Genomic DNA, 17,583 nt, shown 5'->3' on the forward strand with positions numbered 1-17,583 from the left:
CCTTTCCTCCCGGCCCGGGCCCCCCCCGGGGGGGGGGGGGCCCCCGCCCCCCCCGGGGGGGGGCCGGGGGGGGGGGGGCGCCCGGGGGGGGGGGCCCCCCCCCGCCGCCGTTCGCCTGCTGAACGCGTGCCGTAGTCCTTGACCTGGAGTGACGCCTGAGCCTGTGGATAACTCCGGGGCTGTCGGTCCGGACCCCTATCGTGGAGGCAGTGGTCGAAGGACGACGTACGGGGGCACGGCGATGGGCGGGATCGGCGAGATGCCAGGGGTGACACAGAGCGAGGTGCTGGCCACGCTGCACCGGGTCTTCGGGTACGAGGTATTCCGGGGCGAGCAGGAAGCGATCATCGAGCACGTGGTGGCGGGCGGGGACGCGGTCGTCCTCATGCCGACCGGTGGCGGCAAGTCCCTGTGCTACCAGATCCCGGCCATGGTCAGACCGGGTACGGGCGTGGTGGTCTCGCCGCTCATCGCGCTGATGCAGGACCAGGTGGACGCGCTGCGGGCGCTCGGCGTGCGGGCCGGGTTCGTGAACTCGACCCAGGACTTCGACGAGCGGCGCGTGGTGGAGGCGGAGTTTCTGGCGGGTGAGCTGGACCTGCTCTACCTCGCTCCGGAGCGGCTGCGCCTGGACTCCACCCTCGACCTGCTCTCCCGGGGCAAGATCTCCGTCTTCGCGATCGACGAGGCGCACTGCGTCTCCCAGTGGGGCCACGACTTTCGGCCCGACTACCTCGCCCTGTCCCTGCTCGGCGAGCGCTGGCCGGACGTGCCGCGGATCGCGCTGACGGCGACGGCGACCCGCACCACCCACGAGGAGATCACGCAGCGGCTGAACATGCCGTCGGCCCGGCACTTCGTGGCGAGCTTCGACCGGCCCAACATCCAGTATCGGATCGTGCCCAAGGCCGACCCCAAGAAGCAGTTGCTCGCCTTCCTGCGCGAGGAGCACGCGGGCGACGCGGGCATCGTGTACTGCCTGTCGCGCAACTCGGTCGAGAAGACCGCGGAGTTCCTGAGCCGCAACGGCATCGAGGCGGTGCCCTATCACGCGGGCCTGGACGCGGGCACGCGCGCGGCGCACCAGTCGCGGTTCCTGCGGGACGACGGCCTGGTCGTGGTGGCGACCATCGCCTTCGGCATGGGCATCGACAAGCCGGACGTGCGGTTCGTCGCCCATCTCGACCTGCCCAAGTCCATCGAGGGCTACTACCAGGAGACGGGCCGCGCGGGCCGTGACGGACTCCCCTCCACGGCCTGGATGGCCTACGGGCTCAACGACGTCGTACAGCAGCGCAAGCTGATCCAGTCCGGCGAGGGCGACGAGGCGTTCCGCCGCCGGGCCGCCGCCCACCTGGATGCGATGCTCGCGCTGTGCGAGGCGGCCGGCTGCCGACGCGGCCAGCTGCTCGCCTACTTCGGCCAGGATCCCGTCGCGGCGGGCTGCGGCAACTGCGACACCTGCCTCACCCCGCCCGAGACCTGGGACGGCACGATCGCCGCGCAGAAGGTGCTGTCGACGGTCGTGCGGCTGCAACGCGAGCGCGGGCAGAAGTTCGGCGCCCTGCAGATCGTGGACATCCTGCTCGGCAAGCGCACCGCCAAGGTCATCCAGTTCGACCACGACCAGCTGTCCGTCTTCGGCATCGGGGACGACCTGGCCGAGGGCGAGTGGCGGGGGGTGATCCGGCAGCTGCTGGCCCAGGGGCTGCTGGCGGTGGAGGGGGAGTACGGGACGCTGGTGCTGTCCGAGTCGAGCGGCACGGTGCTGCGGCAGGAGCGGGAGGTGCCGCTGCGCAAGGAACCGAAGAAGCCGGCTGCCGCGCGCACGTCGTCCTCGGCGTCCGGCCGGGGCGACCGCGCACCCAAGGCGGCCGTGGCCGAGCTGCCCGAGGAACTGCTCCCCGCCTTCGAGGCACTGCGCGCCTGGCGTGCCGAACAGGCTCGTGAACAGGGCGTTCCTGCCTATGTCATCTTCCATGACGCGACCCTGCGGGAGATCGTCACCAGATGGCCCGGGTCGGTCCGGGAGCTGGCCACGGTGAGCGGCGTCGGCGAGAAGAAGCTGATGACGTACGGGGAGGGGGTGATCGAGGTGTTGTCCGGGCTCGATGCCCCGTCCGCGGCCGGGGCGCCCGCTGCCACCGCCACGGCCGCTCCTGAGGTGGGGGCCGGGGCGACGGCGGACGACGCCTGGTCCGACCCGGAGCCCGAGCCGGAGGACTGGCTCTAGGAGTTGCTGGGACTTCTCCGGGGCCCTACTCCAGGAACTCTCCGGAACTTCTCCGGAACTTCTCCGGACCTGTCCAGGAGATTCCCAGGGCCCTCTCCTGGACCTTCGGGTGGCACCAGGCCGTTGCTCCGTCTGGGCGGGATCCGGACCGTTGTCCCGCCTGGGTGGGCACCGGGCCGTTGTCCCGCATGGTGCCCCGATGGTCGTGTCGAGGCTGTGCGGTCAGCGTCAGGACAGCGCGGTCAGCCCCGGGGCGAAGGTGATCAGCAGGGGGAGCAGGGGCACCAGCGCGGCCACCGTCGTGGTCAGGGCCCGGTGCCTGCGCAGCAGGCGGGGCGGGGGCTCCAGCAGGCGGTCCACGCGCTCTCCCAGCAGCCGTCGGCTGGAAGCACAGGTCAGAACACCGCGGTGCTGGTTCAGTTCGATCAGGGCGAGGGCCGTGGTGAGGTGTCCGCAGCGGCGCGACGCCGTGTCGTCGGCGGCCAGTTCGACCAGGCGGTGGGTCTGGTCGCAGAAGTGGGCGAACAGCGGGACCCGGGGGAAGCCGGTGGCCAGTGCGGTGGACAGATGCAGCAGCCAGTCGTGGTGGGCGCGGGCGTGGCCGCGTTCGTGAGTGAGGACGGCGTCCAACTGGTGATCGGTGAGACGTTGCAGCGCACCGGTGGTGACCACCAGCTGGGGCGGGTGGCCCGGCATCCACCAGGCATCGGGGTACTCGTCCTCCAGCACCAGCATGGGCCCGCGCGCCGCGGGCAGCCCGGCGGGCAGATCGGGTGCGCGTTCGCGCAGGTGCGCGCGGGTCTGGTCGCGGCTCCGGCGTGCCTCGACCAGCTCGCGGGCGAGCACCGCCGTGGTCCAGGCGGCGCCGCAGGCCAGCAGCACGGTGAGGACGCCGGCCCAGACCGGGGTGGCGGAGAGGTCGTACGCGGCGGTGACGGAAGGGGGAGCGGGGGCGAAGACATGATCACGCACGGTGTGGAAGACGGCCGCGGCGCCCAGCGTCAGTCCGGCGAGGCAGCTGAGCAGCACTGTGGCGACCAGGCACTGCCAGGCCCACAGGCCGACCACGGGCTCCCGATCGGGCCAGGCGGCCCGGGTCAGCGCGTGGGGCGCCGGCACGGCGAACGCCAGGGCGACGACGCTCAGTAGGAGCAGGCAGACAGTCATGCCGGGGGCTCCGGTTCCTGGTCAAAGCGGAACGGGTGTCTGGTGGTGCGTGGGAGCCGGCGCATCAGGTGGTGCGGAGTCCCGCTCGCCAGTATGACGGGGACGGGCGCCCTGAGTCAGGCGTCGAGACCGAACCGGCGCGGCATGTGTCCGAGTCCGGGCCGCCTTTCTGCGGCTTCCGTGGCCTGTCGCCTCGGTTTGGAGGAGGAGCGGCGGGGGTGAAGCCTGGAGCCCGACCCCGGACCCCGGACCCCGGACCCCGGACTCCGGAGTTCCCGCGCCCCCGCAGGCCGGAGCGCAGCTCGCAGCCCTCCGCCGAGGGGCTGTGCTGCGCCGGGGCGTGTCCGGTGCCGGAGCTGCGGGCTGATGCGGAGTCGGGGTCAGGGCCGGAGCCGAGGTCAGGGGCGGGGCGGGGGCGCGGGGCGGAGCCGAGGTCATGGACCAGTCACCCGCCCGCCAAGGGCCGGGGGAGCCTGGCGGCGTAGGACCAGCCGCTGCCCCCGACGCCGCGAGTCGGTGGCTCGGTGACTTGGCGGCTCGGTGGCTTGGCGGACGGCCGCGGCTGGTCGGCGGCTCGGCGTTCCGGTGGCCGCGGTGGTGACGCGGCGGCGGCCGGTTCGCCGGTCAGGTGCGGGGGACGACCCGGCCGGTGACGTCGCCCAGTCCCACCCGGGCACCGCCAGGGCCCGGTGCCCAGGCCGAGAGCGTCACCACGTCCCCGTCCTCCAGGAACGTCCGCTTGCCGTCGGGGAGCTCCAGGGGGTCCTGCCCGTTCCAGCTCAGTTCGAGGAAGGAGCCGCGCTGGGCCGGTTCCGGCCCGCTCACCGTGCCCGACCCGTACAGGTCGCCGGTGCGCAGGGAGGCGCCGTTCACCGTCATGTGCGCCAACTGCTGTGCCGCCGTCCAGTACATGGTGGCGAACGGCGGCTCGGAGACCACGTGGCCGTTGACCGCGACGGTGATCCGCAGGTCGTACCCGCCGGGCTCGTTGCCGGAGCCGGAGTCGTCCAGGTACGGCAGCACGGGGTGGGTGCGCTGCGGGGGTGCCACCCGGGCCCCTTCCAGGGCCTCCAGCGGGGTGATCCATGCAGACACGGAGGTGGCGAAGGACTTGCCGAGGAACGGGCCGAGCGGGGCGGCCTCCCAGGCCTGGATGTCCCGCGCGGACCAGTCGTTGAGGAGGCACAGGCCGAAGACGTGCTCGCGGAAGTCGGCCAGCCCCACCGGCTCGCCCTGCCGCGACGGCACCCCGACGACGAAGCCGACCTCGGCCTCGATGTCCAGCTTCGCCGTCGGCCCGAAGACCGGGACCGGGTCGGCGGGGGCCTTGCGCTGGCCCGAAGGCCGTACCACGTCGGTGTCGGAGACCACGACCGTGCCGGAGCGGCCGTGGTAGCCGATCGGCAGGTGTTTCCAGTTCGGGGGCAGCGGTTCCGGGGCGTCGGGGCGGAAGATCCGGCCGGCGTTCCGGCTGTGGTGTTCGGAGGAGTAGAAGTCGACGTAGTCGGCGACTTCGAAGGGGAGGTACAGGGTCACCGAGGACAGCGGGTGGAACAGCGGCTCGATCGTCTCCCGGTGGGAGGGGACCGTCACCCACGCGGTCAGCGCGCGACGTACGTCCGACCACGCCGTGCGGCCCGCGGCGAGCAGCGGGTTGAGGGTGGGCCGTGCGAGCAGGGAGACATACGGCGAGCCGAGCGCGGCGGCCGCGGCGCCCGCGTCGAGCACCTGGTCGCCGAGCCGGACGCCGACGCGCCGCTCCTGGCTGCCGAGGGGCGAGAACACGCCGTACGGGAGGTTGTGCGGGCCGAAGGTGTCGCCTTCGGGGACGTCGAAGGGGGGCATGGGTGGTGCCTCACTCTCATCCGTGCCGTGCATGGCCATGCGTGCCATGGTTCGCGGCACACGTTACGGGTGTGCCGCCTCCCGGGGCAGTGTCCGAAGAGTTCACAATGTCCTAATAGGGCCTGTTGTCGGAGGGGGCAATTCCGGCTTAGCGTCTTTTGGGGGACACGGACGGGGTGGGTCCGGTCCGTGGGGGACACGTGGGGGGGACCCGTGGCCAGGAATGCCGTCAGCATGTCTTTCCGGACGGACCGTGAGGTGCCCGGCCTGATCGTCGATTTCGGTGACTACCTGATCGTCGAGTCTGGTGACTACCTGACCGTCGATTTCGGTGACTACCGAATCATCGAGTCCGGTGACTACCCGATGCGCCACGGCGGTGCCGGAGCGGTTCGCGGCCCGGGCCGGCTGGGCGCGCCCAGGTGCGTGATCACCGAGTACCGCTGCACGCCCGCGGCGTCGTCCCGTTGCCCACAGCACGCGTTCGTCCGGCCGACGAGCGGTGCGGAGGAACCGGGTTGCCCGGTGGAGGGTCTGCAGCGGGCCGGCCGGCGCGTCGGCCGGCCCGTCGTGCTCATCCCCACCGACGAGGAGGCGGCCGTCCTGACCGCCGGGCACCAGGACGTGCTCGCGGACCGGTTCCTCGTACGCGAAGCAAGCACCACGTCCTGGGGAGGGACTTCGTGATCCGACCGGTAGCAGTCATCGGTGCCGGGCCTTTCGGCCTGTCCACCGCCGCCCACATCAAGGCGAGCGGGATCCCCGTACGCGTCTTCGGTGACCCCATGGTGAGCTGGCGTGACCACATGCCCGCCGGGATGCTCCTCAAGTCGACCCCGGCGGCGTCCAGCATCGACGCACCGCGGCGCGGCCACACCCTGGCCGACTACTGCGCCGCGGCGGGCATATCGCGGCTGGCCGGCGTCGAGGACATCGTCCCGGTCGGGACGTTCATCTCCTACGGCGAGTGGTTCCAGCGGGAACTGGTGCCCGGCCTGGAACGGGTCCGGGTCGTCTCGGTCGACCACCGCTCGGCCGGCGGCTTCGAGGTCGAGCTGGAGTCGGGCGAGTCGTTCACGGCGCGCGCGGTCGTGGTCGCCACCGGACTGTCGGGCCTGTCCCATCTGCCCCCGGAGCTGGCCGCCGCGGCGGCGGACGGGCCCGCCCCGACCGGCCCGGTGTCCCACAGCTGCCAGCACCACGACCTCAGCCGGTTCGCCGGCCAGGAGCTGATCGTCGTGGGCGCCGGCCAGTCCGCGCTGGAGACGGCGGCGCTGGCGGCCGAGGCGGGTGCGCGGGTAAGGGTGGTCGCGCGGCGCCGGGTCGGCTTCGGTGCCCCGCCTTGGCGTCAGCCGCGGCTGCGCCCCGGGTCGCCGTTCGGCCGCGCCTGGTCGCTGTGGGCCCTCAGCCACTACCCGCAGCCCTACCGCTACCTCCCGGCCCGCACCCGGCACTATCTGGTCCGCCGGGTACTCGGCCCGCTCGGCGCCTGGTGGCTGCGGGACCGCTTCGAGGGCAAGGTACGGGTCGAGGAGATCGACCGTGTCGTGGGCGCGGAAGCCCTCGACGGGGCGCCGGTCCTCACGGTCCGCACGCGTGCCGGTGCCACCGGCCGGCTGGTGGCCGACCACGTCATCGCGGCGACCGGCTACCGCGTCGACATCGCGGCCATGGGCTTTCTGAGTCATGGGCTTCGCACCCGGCTCGCCGTCAGCCGCGGCACTCCGAACCTCGGCCCGGGGTATGTCTCCTCGGTCCCCGGCCTGTACTTCACCGGCCTGCCCGCCGCGGCCTCCTACGGGCCGGTGATGCGCTTCGTGTGCGGCACCGAGTTCGCCTCCCCACGCCTGACCAGACACCTGGTGGCGGCGCACGGCTGAGACCGGCGCCACTCCCGCGTCACGGCTGCACGGGACGAGGCGCTGAATCTGCGAGCCATGGGCGCAAGGGGTGAAGGGGGCAGGGGGTGGAGGGGGTTGAAGGCGAGGCCCGGGAGAGGAGAAGAGAGGACGGACGCTACGGCGTGGCGAGGAGGGAGCGGGAAGCGGGCGTGAGCCGGAGCGGCGCGCTGTCCGTATTCTCGGGTCATGGCCGCTCCTCCCGCATTCTCACTCGTCGCCACCGACCTCGACGGGACCCTCCTGCGTGGTGACGACACCCTCTCCGACCGGTCCCTCGCCGCGCTCGCCCGCGTGGCGCGGGCCGGTGCCCGGCACTTGGTGGTCACCGGGCGCCCCGCCCCACGGGTACGGCCGCTGCTGGACAGACTCGGCGGTGAGGGGCTCGCGGTGTGCGGACAGGGCGCGCAGTTGTACGACGCCGGCGCGGACCGCCTGCTGTGGTCGGTCACCCTGGACCGGGAGTTGGCGGAGACCGCGCTCGGCAAGATCGAGGCCGAGGTGGGGCAGGTGTACGCGGCCGTCGACCAGGACGGGGTGGACGGGCTCACGCTCATCGAACCCGGGTATCTGATGCCGCATCCGACGCTGCCGGCCGTCCGTGTCGAGCGGCGTGACGATCTGTGGTGCGCGCCCATCAGCAAGGTCCTGCTGCGGCATCCCGCGCTGTCCGACGACGAGTTGGCGGCGACGGCGCGCTCGGCCGTGGGTTCCCTGGCGAGCGTCACGATGTCGGGGCCGGGGACCGTGGAGTTGCAGCCGTGCGGCATCACCAAGGCCACCGGTCTGGCGCTGGCGGCCGAGCACCTGCGGCTGGGCGCGGACCGGGCCGTCGCATTCGGCGACATGCCGAACGACATCCCGATGTTCCGGTGGGCCGCCTACGGGGTGGCGATGGAGGGCGCTCACCCCGAACTCAAGGCGGTGGCCGACGAGATCACCATGTCGAACGAGGACGACGGCGTGGCCGTCGTCCTCGAACGACTGTTTCCGGGAACCCCGTGAACGGTTCGGCCGCGAGCAGCGGGCTCGTCAGCAGGCGCTGTTGACGGCGGATCCGCCGGTCGCCGCTGTCGACGGTGGATCCGTCAGTAGGCGCCGTTGACGTTGTCGATCGAGCCGTAGCGGTGGGCGGCGTAGTTGCAGGCTGCCGTTATGTTGGCGACGGGGTCGTAGATGTCGTTCGACGTGCCCGCAACGTGGTAGGTCCGGAACGTCGGGTCGATCACCTGGAGCAGGCCCTTGGACGGGATGCCCTTCGCCGCGTTGGAGTCCCAGAGGTTGATGGCACGGGGGTTGCCCGAGGACTCGCGGATGATGTTGCGGTAGATGCCGTTGTAGGTGCCCGGGATCTTGTGGCGGGCCATGACGGAGAGCGACTCGCGGATCCAGCCGTCGAGGTTGTTCTTGTATCCGGCCGTGGTCACGGCCGTGGTGGTCCCGCTGACGGCCGCCGTGGGCGCGGTGGTGGCCGCGTGGGCGCCGGTGGCACCGATGAGAGGCAGAGCGAGTACGGCGGCACCCGTGCCGGCGACCGCGAGGGCGCGAGCGAGGCGGTTGACGCGGTGACGGCGGGGCTGAGCGGCAGCAGACATGGTGTTCCTCTCCGGCGCCTGCGAGGTGAGCTGTCGGGTTCGGGCGGGGAGACGCCCGGCCAGGCCGCCACATGGCGACTCGGCTTCACCCCTAGCCGTTCCGGTCGGCTGTGCCGTCCGGCCCGGCGACTTACCTGGGTCCCCCGCTCCTGCCGTACGAATTTGTGTTCGTCGATGGGTTCACGACGGGTGGCGGCAGGATTTGGCGTCCACCCGACTGGCCCGGAAGCTATGCGACCGCACATGCCGGAAACAAGTACCGGATTCATAGATCATGCGGATTGCCTGCGAGATGAGGCGTATGACCGCTAGATCCTTTGCGACTGCCAACGGTCAACTGTGCGACTGGAGGCGGGTGGTTGAGGGTCCGGCTCGGAGGTCGACACGCCGTAGCGTGTGACCCAAATCACTCATCCGAGAATCGAAGTGCATTAGGTATCAAGGGGGATTGAAGTGCCAATAACGGCAAAACGGTCACTTCACCCTATGGGCCGCTGAATTACTTCTTTTCGCGCCCGGCGGAAGGTCGCCTCGGTGTCTGTCGCGCAGAGCGCCTCGTCGGCGGCGTGGAAGTGGCCTGCCTCACAGGCGAACTCCGGACGGACCTGGACCGTCGTGTCCCGTGCCTGGTCAGGCCGTTGCGGACGGCTCGACAGGTCCGAGTTGGCGCGGGCCGACAGCGGGGTGCCGGGTGGTTGTGTGCGTCTCCGGTGCGTCCTCGGTTCGTTCCGGGACCGTCTGGGGGTGTGTGCGTACTCGTGTGGCACGCAGTGACTTTATTCCGCCTTCCGTCCGCATTTTTTCCGTCCGCGTTCCTTCCGCCGCTCGTCCTTGATGTCGCTCCTTATATACGGGTCGCCCGGGAACGGTCCGTCCGGCGTGACGGACCAGTTCACGCTCGGCGGTTCGGCCGGTTCCGGCGCCGTGCTTCGATCGTGGGGTCCAGGGCCCGGACCCGTACCGGCGGTCGGGCGGCGCGCTGCCCTTCAGTCAGTGGTCCCACCAGCGCGGAGTCTCCTTGAGGAACTCGACGGTCGGTCGGGGTGACCGGCCGCGCTCGGGGTACTGGTGCGACCAGGGGCCGATCAGTCCACGGACGCGGTCGTGGGGCAGCGCTCGACCGGACGGAGGACGGTACGGAGGGCAGTGGTCGTGGTACGGGTCGGGCCGGCCGCCCGCCGCAGGCACCGCGGCCTTGATGGCACCGCGTGCCGCGAGCCCGTCGGTACGGCTGTACGTTTCACCGCTGCTGCCGTCTCCGAGTGCGCCGTGGGTTCCGGGCCTTCTGCCGTCCGAGGGGGCATGGGCGTCTTCGGCCTGCCGTCGCTTGGCCGGATGCCGCCCTGGGGCCGCTCCCCGCCTTCTGGTCGGATGCTGCCTCCCGGGGTACCCCCTCCCTCCGGTCGGACCTCGCCCCCGGGTCGCTCCACGCCACCCGGCCATTCATCACCCCCGGGGCGCCCCCCATCTCCAGCCCGACCAAATGCACCAGTTTGACTTGCTTCCCCTATGTATGCGTTTTTCAGGGAGGGGTGCCGGCGCAGGAGATGCCGAACATGTCCACGGCGCTGTCGCATCAGGGTTGCGCGGCCGGCCGCTCGACGACCTCCACCTCGTCCGCCGCCTCCACTCCATCCGGAGTCTTCGCCCCATCCGCGGTCTTCACTCCGTCCGCCGCCCCCGGTCCGCCGTCTCCGCCGCAGGGCGGCCCCGTCGCCCCCCTCGCTGGTGCCGCACCTGTGCGCGTCGACCCGGACGGACGTATGGCCGTGTTCTGCGTACGCGTACCGGGGGTGCTGCTGGGTGTCGCGTGGCGCGGTTCGGTCGGTGAGTCGGTCGGGGTGAATCCCGGAGCTGGGGGTGGGCGGGGCTGGTGCGGGTTCGGCTGTCAGCGGGCGCCACGCGCGCGTGCGGGTGCGTCCCGTCGGGCAGAGGGGATCCGGAGGTCTGTGCGGGCGGTCTCGCGGGGGAAGGGCGTGCGGATGTGCAGGGGCTGCGCTCCGAGGCATTAGTGGGGCAAAAGATGTGATATGCCGCCAACTCGATGAATATCGGATTGTATCAACTGATCAGCAACATACCGGTCGTGATTCGGTACCGCCCGGCCTGGGCCGTGGGCGCTATCGGTGATCGAAACCTGACCGGATACGCTGACTTGAGTGATGGCACCGACCTATCGACAAACCGTGTAACCGCCAGCAGACACCAGCAGACAGGAGACCCCTCGTGACCGTCGTCGGGCCGTTCGGGCTGAGCGTGCGGGACCAGGCTCTGGAAGTCGATGTCCAGGCCGGATTGGCGGCTGTCGAGGAAGGCTTGCTCGAAGCCACCAAGAGCGAGGTCCCGTCCATCACGGGGGCCGCGCAGCACCTGGTGCTGGCGGGCGGCAAGCGTTTCCGGCCCCTGCTCGTGATGCTCGCGGCACAGTTCGGCGATCCGTACGCACCCGGGGTGGTGCCGTCCGCCGTGGTGGTCGAACTGACCCATCTGGCGACGCTGTACCACGACGACGTGATGGACGAGGCCGCCGTGCGCCGTGGGGTGGACAGCGCGAACACCCGCTGGGGCAACTCGGTCGCGGTCCTGACCGGGGACTTCCTCTTCGCCCGTGCCTCGCAGATCCTCGCCGACCTCGGTCCGGAGGCGGTGCGGGTACAGGCCCTCGCGTTCGAGAGGCTGGTCACCGGGCAGATCCTGGAGACGGCCGGGCCCTCGGACGGCCGGGACCCGGTCGAGCACTACCTGGACGTGCTCAGCGGCAAGACGGGGTCGCTGGTCGCGGTGTCGTGCCGGTTCGGGGCGATGATGTCGGGCGCCGACGATGCGGTCGTGGACATGCTCACCCAGTACGGAGAGCGGCTGGGCGTCGCCTTCCAGCTCGCCGACGACGTACTGGACATCGCGTCGGACTCGCACGAGTCCGGCAAGACCCCGGGCACGGACCTGCGGGAGGGCATCGCCACGCTCCCCGTGCTGCGGCTGCGGGAGCGGGCGGCGCGGCTGGGTCTGCCCGAGGACATCGCGCTGTGCGAGCTGCTGGACTCCGATCTGTCCGACGACGGCCGGCACGCGCAGGCGCTGGCCGCCCTCCGGGCGCATCCGGCGCTGGAGCAGGCCCGGCGGGACACCGTGCGGTACGCGGAGGAGGCCCGGGCGGTGCTCGCCCCGCTGCCGGCGGGTGAATCCAAGGCGACCCTGCTGGAGCTGTGCGACGCCGTGGTGCACCGGGCGGGATAGCCCGCGGCCCCGGCGGGGGCCGGAACAGGACCGGAAACCCTAGGGGCCTGATCCCCTAGGGGACGGGATCTCCCCAGGTCGGGACCGTTCCGGCAGGTCGGCCCCTACGGGACGAGGGGAGGTATCTCCTCCCCCTGTCATACCGGAGGGGTACAGGGACTTGCCTCTGCGGGGTGACGCATCTGCACGGCGGATTTGGTCAGATGGAGGCCACGGACAACACCACTCCTCACCGTTTTGGGTGAGAATGGCGGCTCAGGGTGGGAACAGTGCAGACAGTGCGTAGAAGGCCGCCGCCGACGACGGAGGTAAGGCACACATGGCACGGTACGAATCCGATGACAACTCGGGGGCAGAGGACACCGGGGCACTGCGCTCCGGCCGGCGCAAGGCCGCTCGCTACGGCGTCCCGGTAGCGGTCGTGGGTGTGGCGGCGGTGACCATCGGGCTGGTTCCGGCGCTCGCCGACTCCGGTGACCCCAGCCTGCCGAAGATCACCGCGCAGCAGCTCATAGAGAAGATCGCGCAGTCGGACGTCGAGCAGCTGTCCGGCACGGTGAAGGTCAGCACCGACCTGGGCCTGCCGAACCTGGGCGGCCTGGAGAGCAGCCTGGCCTCGGGCGTCGCCCCGTCCGAGTCGGGCTCCTCCGCCGACCCGACCTCCAAGCTCACCGAGCTGGCCGCGGGGACGCACACCCTGCGGGTCGCCGTCGACGGCGAGGACCGGCAGAAGCTGTCCCTGATGGAGAGCGCGGCCGAATACAGCCTGATCCACAATGGCAAGGACGTCTGGGGCTTCGACAGCAAGTCCAACGAGGTCTACCACGGCACCGTGGGCCAGGACGGGGCGGACCACGAGGACGAGGTGCCGAGCACGCCCAAGGACTTCGCCGACGAGGCTCTGAAGTCGGTGGACGACACCACCTCGGTGACCGTCGACGGGACCATGCGGGTCGCCGGCCGGGACGCCTACAAGCTGCTCGTCAAGCCGAAGCAGTCCGGGACCACGGTCGGTGCGATCAGCATCGCGGTGGACGCGAAGAACGGCATGCCGCTGAAGTTCACGCTGACCCCGGCGAGCGGCGGCGCTGCGGTCGTCGACGCGGGCTTCACCCAGGTCAGCTTCGCCAAGCCGGCCGCCTCGACCTTCGACTTCACCCCGCCTAAGGGCGCCAAGGTCACCGAGGGCGACAAGTCCGCCGAGGGTGCCAAGTCCTCCTCCGGGGGCATCAAGTCCTTCGAGGGTCCGGGTGCGAAGTCCGGTCACGACCCCGCCAAGGGCTCCGAGGACCACAAGGTTCTCGGCAAGGGCTGGAACTCCATCGCCGTCATCGACACCGGTACGCAGGGCGGCGTCCCGTCCGGCTCGTCCGGCGGCGACCCGGGCGGCTTCCTCGGCTCGCTCGGCGACCAGGTCAGCGGCAAGTTCGGCAAGGGCATGGTGTTCTCCACCCGCCTGGTCAACGCCCTGGTCACGGACGACGGCAAGATGTACGTCGGCGCCGTGACCAAGGACGCCCTGGTGAAGGCGGCGAACTCGGGCCAGTAGGCACGATCCGGCACGACGAATCGAGGGAGCCGATGGACGAAGCGTCCGTCACCGGGCGCAGGACGGCGCGGGAGCCGGGAGACGCGGGCCCGAGCGTCATCGACACCCGCGGCCTGACCAAGCGCTACCGCGGCGGACAACTCGCCGTCGACGGCCTCGACCTGACCGTCCCGGCGGGCAGCGTCTTCGGCTTCCTCGGTCCGAACGGCTCCGGCAAGACCACCACCATCCGCATGCTGATGGGCCTCATCGAGCCCACCTCCGGCACGGCGCGGGTGCTCGGGCGGCCCATGCCCGGCTCGGCGCGCGCCGTACTGCCGCACGTGGGCGCGCTCATCGAGGGCCCGGCCCTGTACGGCTTCCTCACCGGCCGCGACAACCTCGTACGGTACGACGCCGCCGACCCGACGGCCGACCCGCGCACCCGGGGCGCCCGCGTCGCCGCCGCCCTGGACCGGGTCGGCCTGGCAGCCGCCGCGGGCAAGAAGGCGAGAGCGTACTCGCTGGGCATGAAACAGCGACTCGGGCTCGCCGCGGCGCTGCTCCAGCCGCGCAGCCTGCTCGTCCTGGACGAGCCGACCAACGGACTCGACCCGCAGGGCATGCGCGAGATCCGCTCGCTGGTCAGGGAGTTGGCGTCCGACGGTACGACCGTCTTCCTCTCCTCCCACCTCCTCGACGAGATCGAGCAGGTGTGCACGCACGCGGCGGTGATGGCGCAGGGCCGGCTCATCACCCAGGGGGCGGTGGCCGAGCTGGCCGCGGGGGCGCGCGGCAGGCTGGTCGTGACGACGCCGGACACCGGTGACGCGGCCCGGGTGCTGAAGGAACGGGGCCTCGGGGACGTCGCCGTCACCCAGGACCGGGTGACCGCGGAACCGCCGGAGGGGGAACTCGCCGACCTGAATGCCGCGCTGGTGGCGGCCGACGTCCGGGTCCGCGGCTTCGGGGTCGAGCGGGCGTCGCTTGAGGACGCCTTCGTGGCGCTGACCGGAGAGGGCTTCGATGTCGCAGGCTGACGCGTCACAGGCCGACGCCGGGGCGAGCGGGGCCGCAGCGGCGGTGCCGGCGGCCGGGCCCGGGCCCGGCCGCGCCCCGAACCCGCTGTGGACCTTCGGACTGCTCCGCAGCGAACTGGCCACCACCTTCCGGCGCTGGCGCACGCTCGCGCTGCTGGGTGTGCTGGCTGCGGTGCCGATCCTGGTCGGAATCGCGGTCAGGATCGAGACGCGGGGCGGCTCGTCGGCCGGCCAGGGCGGCGGCGAGGGGCCGGCGTTCATCACGCAGATCACCAACAACGGCCTGTTCCTGGTGTTCACCGCGCTGGCGGCCACGCTGCCGTTCTTCCTGCCGATGGCGACCGGGGTCATCGCGGGAGATGCCATCGCAGGCGAGGCCAACGCCGGAACGCTGCGCTACCTCCTGGTCGCCCCCGCGGGCCGCACCCGCCTGCTGCTCACCAAGTACGCGACGACGATTGCGTTCTGCCTGGTGGCCACGCTCGTGGTGGCCGTCTCGGCGCTGGTCGTCGGGGCGCTGCTGTTCCCGCTGGGCGACCTGACGACCATCTCCGGCACCCAGATCAGCTTCGCCGAGGGCCTGGCGCGCGCGCTGCTGATCGCCCTCGTCGTGGCCGCGTCACTGGTCGGCGTCGCCGCCCTCGGCCTGTTCGTCTCCACCGTGACCAACAGCGGGATCGCCGCCATGGCGACCACGGTGGGGCTGCTGATCACCGTGCAGATCCTCGACCAGATACCGCAACTGCACGCCCTCCAGCCGTACTTCTTCTCCCACTACTGGCTGTCCTTCGCCGATCTGATGCGGGAGCCGGTCTACTGGGACGACCTGGTCAAGAACCTGGGGCTGCAGGCGCTGTATGCCGTGGTGTTCGGCTCGGCGGCCTGGGCCCGGTTCACGGCGAAGGACATCACCGCATAGCGAGTCGAGGCAGGAGACCGGGCCGCGGCGGCCGGCAGGGTGTCCGTCTTGCGGGGGCGGCAGGGCGTCGGTCTTGTGGGGCTGGCCGGGCGTCCGCTCCGTAGGACTGGCAGGGCGCCCGCCCCGTACGACCGGCAGGGTGTCCGTCTCGTAGGGCCGGCGGGGCGGCCGTCCTGTAGGGCCGATTGGCCCTCCGGCTCCTATGACCGGCGGGGCGTTCGCGCCGCGTGGGAAGTGTGTGAGTGTGGTCGTGTCCTCGGGTGCGGCCGGGACGCGCGGAAGGGGTGTGCGGTGGTGCCGTCGGGACGGCGGCTGTCCGTCTTCGAGCGCGTCGAAGGTGGTGAGATCGGGTCCGTGCGGTGCGGGCGCCCGCCGGTCCGGCGGCCAGGGAGTTCCTGGTGCGAGTCTGTGACGTCGCAGTGACGCGGGGGAAGCGCCGAGCAGCGACACTCGATGTTACGCAGGAGTACAACCCGGATCGTTACGCCGGGGGAGTGAGGGGACCGATGTCTCGACTCAGCCGTGAGGGCAAGCGAGAAGACCGACGCGGCGCGGGTCCGGCGGTACCGGTGGACGTCCGGGTTTCGGGTGCGGGTGACGCGACGGTGGACGGCGTGCCCCTCGTCGTGCCTCCTGGCCGGGAGATCCAGCACGCCGTACTGGACCATCTGCACCGGCTCGCCCTCGCGGTGGGGCACCCCGTACGGGCGGCCATTCACGACGTCCGGGTCGGCTACGTCGTCCCCCTTCAGGTGGACACCGACGGCGCCAGCAGCTTCGTGGGGGACCCGGCCAAGATGGCTCCGATGGCTTCGGGGGTTCCGGGGGTACCGGTGGCTGTTCCAGGGGGTCAGGGGGACGCGCCTTCGACGTCCCCGCGCCGGTCCGCCGCCGAGCGGACGCCGCCGGGAGAGCGTGCGCCCGCGTCCGTCCTGCGTCCGGCGCCGGGCGTCGTACCCGGCACCGTCCAGCCACCGACCGGTGTCTTCGGACCGCCCCCCGTCATGCCCGCGGGCCGGCCCGGGTTCGCCGGTTCTCCCGGTTCCGCGAACCGCTCCGGTTCCGTGAATCGCCCCGGTGCCGCCCATCCTCCCGGCTCCGTGAGCCGGCCCGGTTCCGTGGACCCACCCGCCCTCGGCAAGCCGTCCCGGTCCGTCGGCCCGTTCCGGGCTGCCGAGCAGCCCAGGCTGTCCGTGCGGCGGCCCGCTGCCCCGCCCCGGATCGCCAAGCCGGGCCCGGGCCTGGCCGGTGAATCCGCCGGAACCGCCGTGCCGGGGACCGCCGCCGAGGTGGCGGCAGCCGGTGCCGCACCCTCCGCTCCCCGGCCGCCCAGGAATCCCCTGCCCCCCGTCGCCGACCTCGCCGTCGGGGCCGGCTACGACCCCAGACCCACCCCTGCTCGTGGTTTCGACGCCGTGGCCGAGGCGGTTCTCGGGGACGAGAACGGCAACGGGGACGGCGGCGGCGAACGGCTCGGAGAGCCGACCGCGCGGATCAACGAGGCCGTCAGGTCGGGGCGGATCGACACGGCGGCCGAGCTGGCGAAGCACACGGTCGAGACGGCCTCCGCCGCCCTCGGGCCCGACCACCCCGAAGTGCTCCGGCTGCGCGAACTCACCGCGTACATCGCCTACTTGTCCGGTGACCCGCTGCACGCCTTCCGACTGTCCCTCGACCTGGCCTGGCTCCACCACCGTGCCGGCGACCCCGAGGCGGCGTACGGAAACGTGCACGGCGCGGCGACGGCGTGGCGTGCCGTACGCGACGCCGAGGAGGCCCTCCGCCTCGGCCGGGACCTGATCGCGCTGTGGACGGAACTCACCGTCGAGCAGGGCCCGGCGGCCGACGACGTCGAGGAACTGGAGTCCGCCCGAGCCCGCATGGTCCGCCTGACCGAGCGGGCGGCACGAACGGCCGATTGATATCCCGGCCTGACCCCAGCGGCCCAAAACCCAGCCGAATGGCCCGCCGGGACTGGCCGGTGCTCCGCCTTCATGGGCGAATTGAGGCGGCCTTCGCCGCGCTGCGACCGCTCCGTGACCGAGGACGGTGCATCGTCGCGCGCGGGGCGGACCGATCGCCGGACACACCGTGGTCCAGGCCCAGGACGGTGCGGGACGT

Annotated in this window: 12 protein-coding genes, 1 pseudogene and 1 riboswitch; of the genes and pseudogenes, 9 read left to right on the forward strand and 4 right to left on the reverse strand. The window is 71.8% G+C overall.

Going from position 1 to position 17,583, the window contains the following annotated elements; genetic code table 11:
• Positions 1 to 259: 259 nt before the first annotated feature.
• The gene (gene recQ / locus ACFYPJ_RS07465; protein WP_389011963.1) at positions 260 to 2,233 is read left to right on the forward strand and encodes a DNA helicase RecQ; all 1,974 of its coding nucleotides are present in this window, start codon (positions 260 to 262) and stop codon (positions 2,231 to 2,233) included.
• Between the two features lie 228 nt (positions 2,234 to 2,461).
• On the opposite strand, the gene ACFYPJ_RS07470 is transcribed toward recQ, so the two are convergent.
• A complete protein-coding gene (locus ACFYPJ_RS07470; protein ID WP_389011966.1) occupies positions 2,462 to 3,400 on the reverse strand; it encodes a M56 family metallopeptidase in 939 nt (312 codons plus the stop codon).
• A 624-nt stretch (positions 3,401 to 4,024) separates the two neighbouring features.
• Entirely contained in the window at positions 4,025 to 5,245 is a 1,221-nt protein-coding gene (gene fahA / locus ACFYPJ_RS07475; protein WP_389011969.1) for a fumarylacetoacetase, read from the reverse strand.
• A gap of 234 nt (positions 5,246 to 5,479) precedes the next feature.
• On the opposite strand from fahA, the gene ACFYPJ_RS07480 reads away from it, so the two are divergent.
• The 3 genes from ACFYPJ_RS07480 (at position 5,480) to ACFYPJ_RS07490 (ending at position 8,148) form a co-directional block, all read left to right on the forward strand.
• Positions 5,480 to 5,932, forward strand: coding sequence for a hypothetical protein (locus tag ACFYPJ_RS07480; protein WP_389011971.1), 453 nt, complete (start codon positions 5,480 to 5,482; stop codon positions 5,930 to 5,932).
• Positions 5,929 to 7,125, forward strand: a complete 1,197-nt coding sequence (locus tag ACFYPJ_RS07485) for an FAD-dependent oxidoreductase (protein ID WP_389011974.1) — start codon at positions 5,929 to 5,931, stop codon at positions 7,123 to 7,125. Before ACFYPJ_RS07480 ends, ACFYPJ_RS07485 begins: the two co-directional genes overlap by 4 nt.
• A gap of 207 nt (positions 7,126 to 7,332) precedes the next feature.
• Positions 7,333 to 8,148 carry an HAD family hydrolase gene (locus ACFYPJ_RS07490; protein ID WP_389011977.1) on the forward strand — a complete coding sequence of 272 codons (816 nt, stop codon included), beginning with the start codon at positions 7,333 to 7,335 and terminating at the stop codon, positions 8,146 to 8,148.
• Between the two features lie 83 nt (positions 8,149 to 8,231).
• On the opposite strand, the gene ACFYPJ_RS07495 is transcribed toward ACFYPJ_RS07490, so the two are convergent.
• Positions 8,232 to 8,738 (reverse strand): transglycosylase SLT domain-containing protein, encoded by a 507-nt coding sequence (locus tag ACFYPJ_RS07495; protein ID WP_389011979.1) that lies wholly within the window; start codon positions 8,736 to 8,738, stop codon positions 8,232 to 8,234.
• A 2-nt stretch (positions 8,739 to 8,740) separates the two neighbouring features.
• Positions 8,741 to 8,922, reverse strand: a riboswitch (cyclic di-AMP (ydaO/yuaA leader).
• Positions 8,923 to 9,731: 809 nt separating this feature from the next.
• Positions 9,732 to 9,944 (reverse strand): annotated as a pseudogene (locus ACFYPJ_RS07500) (peptidase S15); the annotation flags it as partial.
• Between the two features lie 1,020 nt (positions 9,945 to 10,964).
• Between ACFYPJ_RS07500 and ACFYPJ_RS07505 the strand changes: the two are divergent.
• From ACFYPJ_RS07505 to ACFYPJ_RS07525, 5 genes are all read left to right on the forward strand, one after another.
• Positions 10,965 to 11,975 (forward strand): polyprenyl synthetase family protein, encoded by a 1,011-nt coding sequence (locus ACFYPJ_RS07505; RefSeq protein ID WP_389011981.1) that lies wholly within the window; start codon positions 10,965 to 10,967, stop codon positions 11,973 to 11,975.
• 319 nt (positions 11,976 to 12,294) lie between these two features.
• Positions 12,295 to 13,524, forward strand: a complete 1,230-nt coding sequence (locus ACFYPJ_RS07510) for an outer membrane lipoprotein carrier protein LolA (RefSeq protein ID WP_389011983.1) — start codon at positions 12,295 to 12,297, stop codon at positions 13,522 to 13,524.
• A gap of 32 nt (positions 13,525 to 13,556) precedes the next feature.
• Positions 13,557 to 14,543 (forward strand): ABC transporter ATP-binding protein, encoded by a 987-nt coding sequence (locus ACFYPJ_RS07515; RefSeq protein ID WP_389011986.1) that lies wholly within the window; start codon positions 13,557 to 13,559, stop codon positions 14,541 to 14,543.
• Positions 14,530 to 15,462 carry an ABC transporter permease gene (locus ACFYPJ_RS07520; RefSeq protein WP_389011989.1) on the forward strand — a complete coding sequence of 311 codons (933 nt, stop codon included), beginning with the start codon at positions 14,530 to 14,532 and terminating at the stop codon, positions 15,460 to 15,462. Before ACFYPJ_RS07515 ends, ACFYPJ_RS07520 begins: the two co-directional genes overlap by 14 nt.
• A gap of 614 nt (positions 15,463 to 16,076) precedes the next feature.
• Positions 16,077 to 17,384, forward strand: coding sequence for a tetratricopeptide repeat protein (locus tag ACFYPJ_RS07525; RefSeq protein WP_389011991.1), 1,308 nt, complete (start codon positions 16,077 to 16,079; stop codon positions 17,382 to 17,384).
• Positions 17,385 to 17,583 lie beyond the last annotated feature (199 nt).

Source organism: Streptomyces sp. NPDC006012 (assembly GCF_042871185.1).
Taxonomy (GTDB): domain Bacteria; phylum Actinomycetota; class Actinomycetes; order Streptomycetales; family Streptomycetaceae; genus Streptomyces.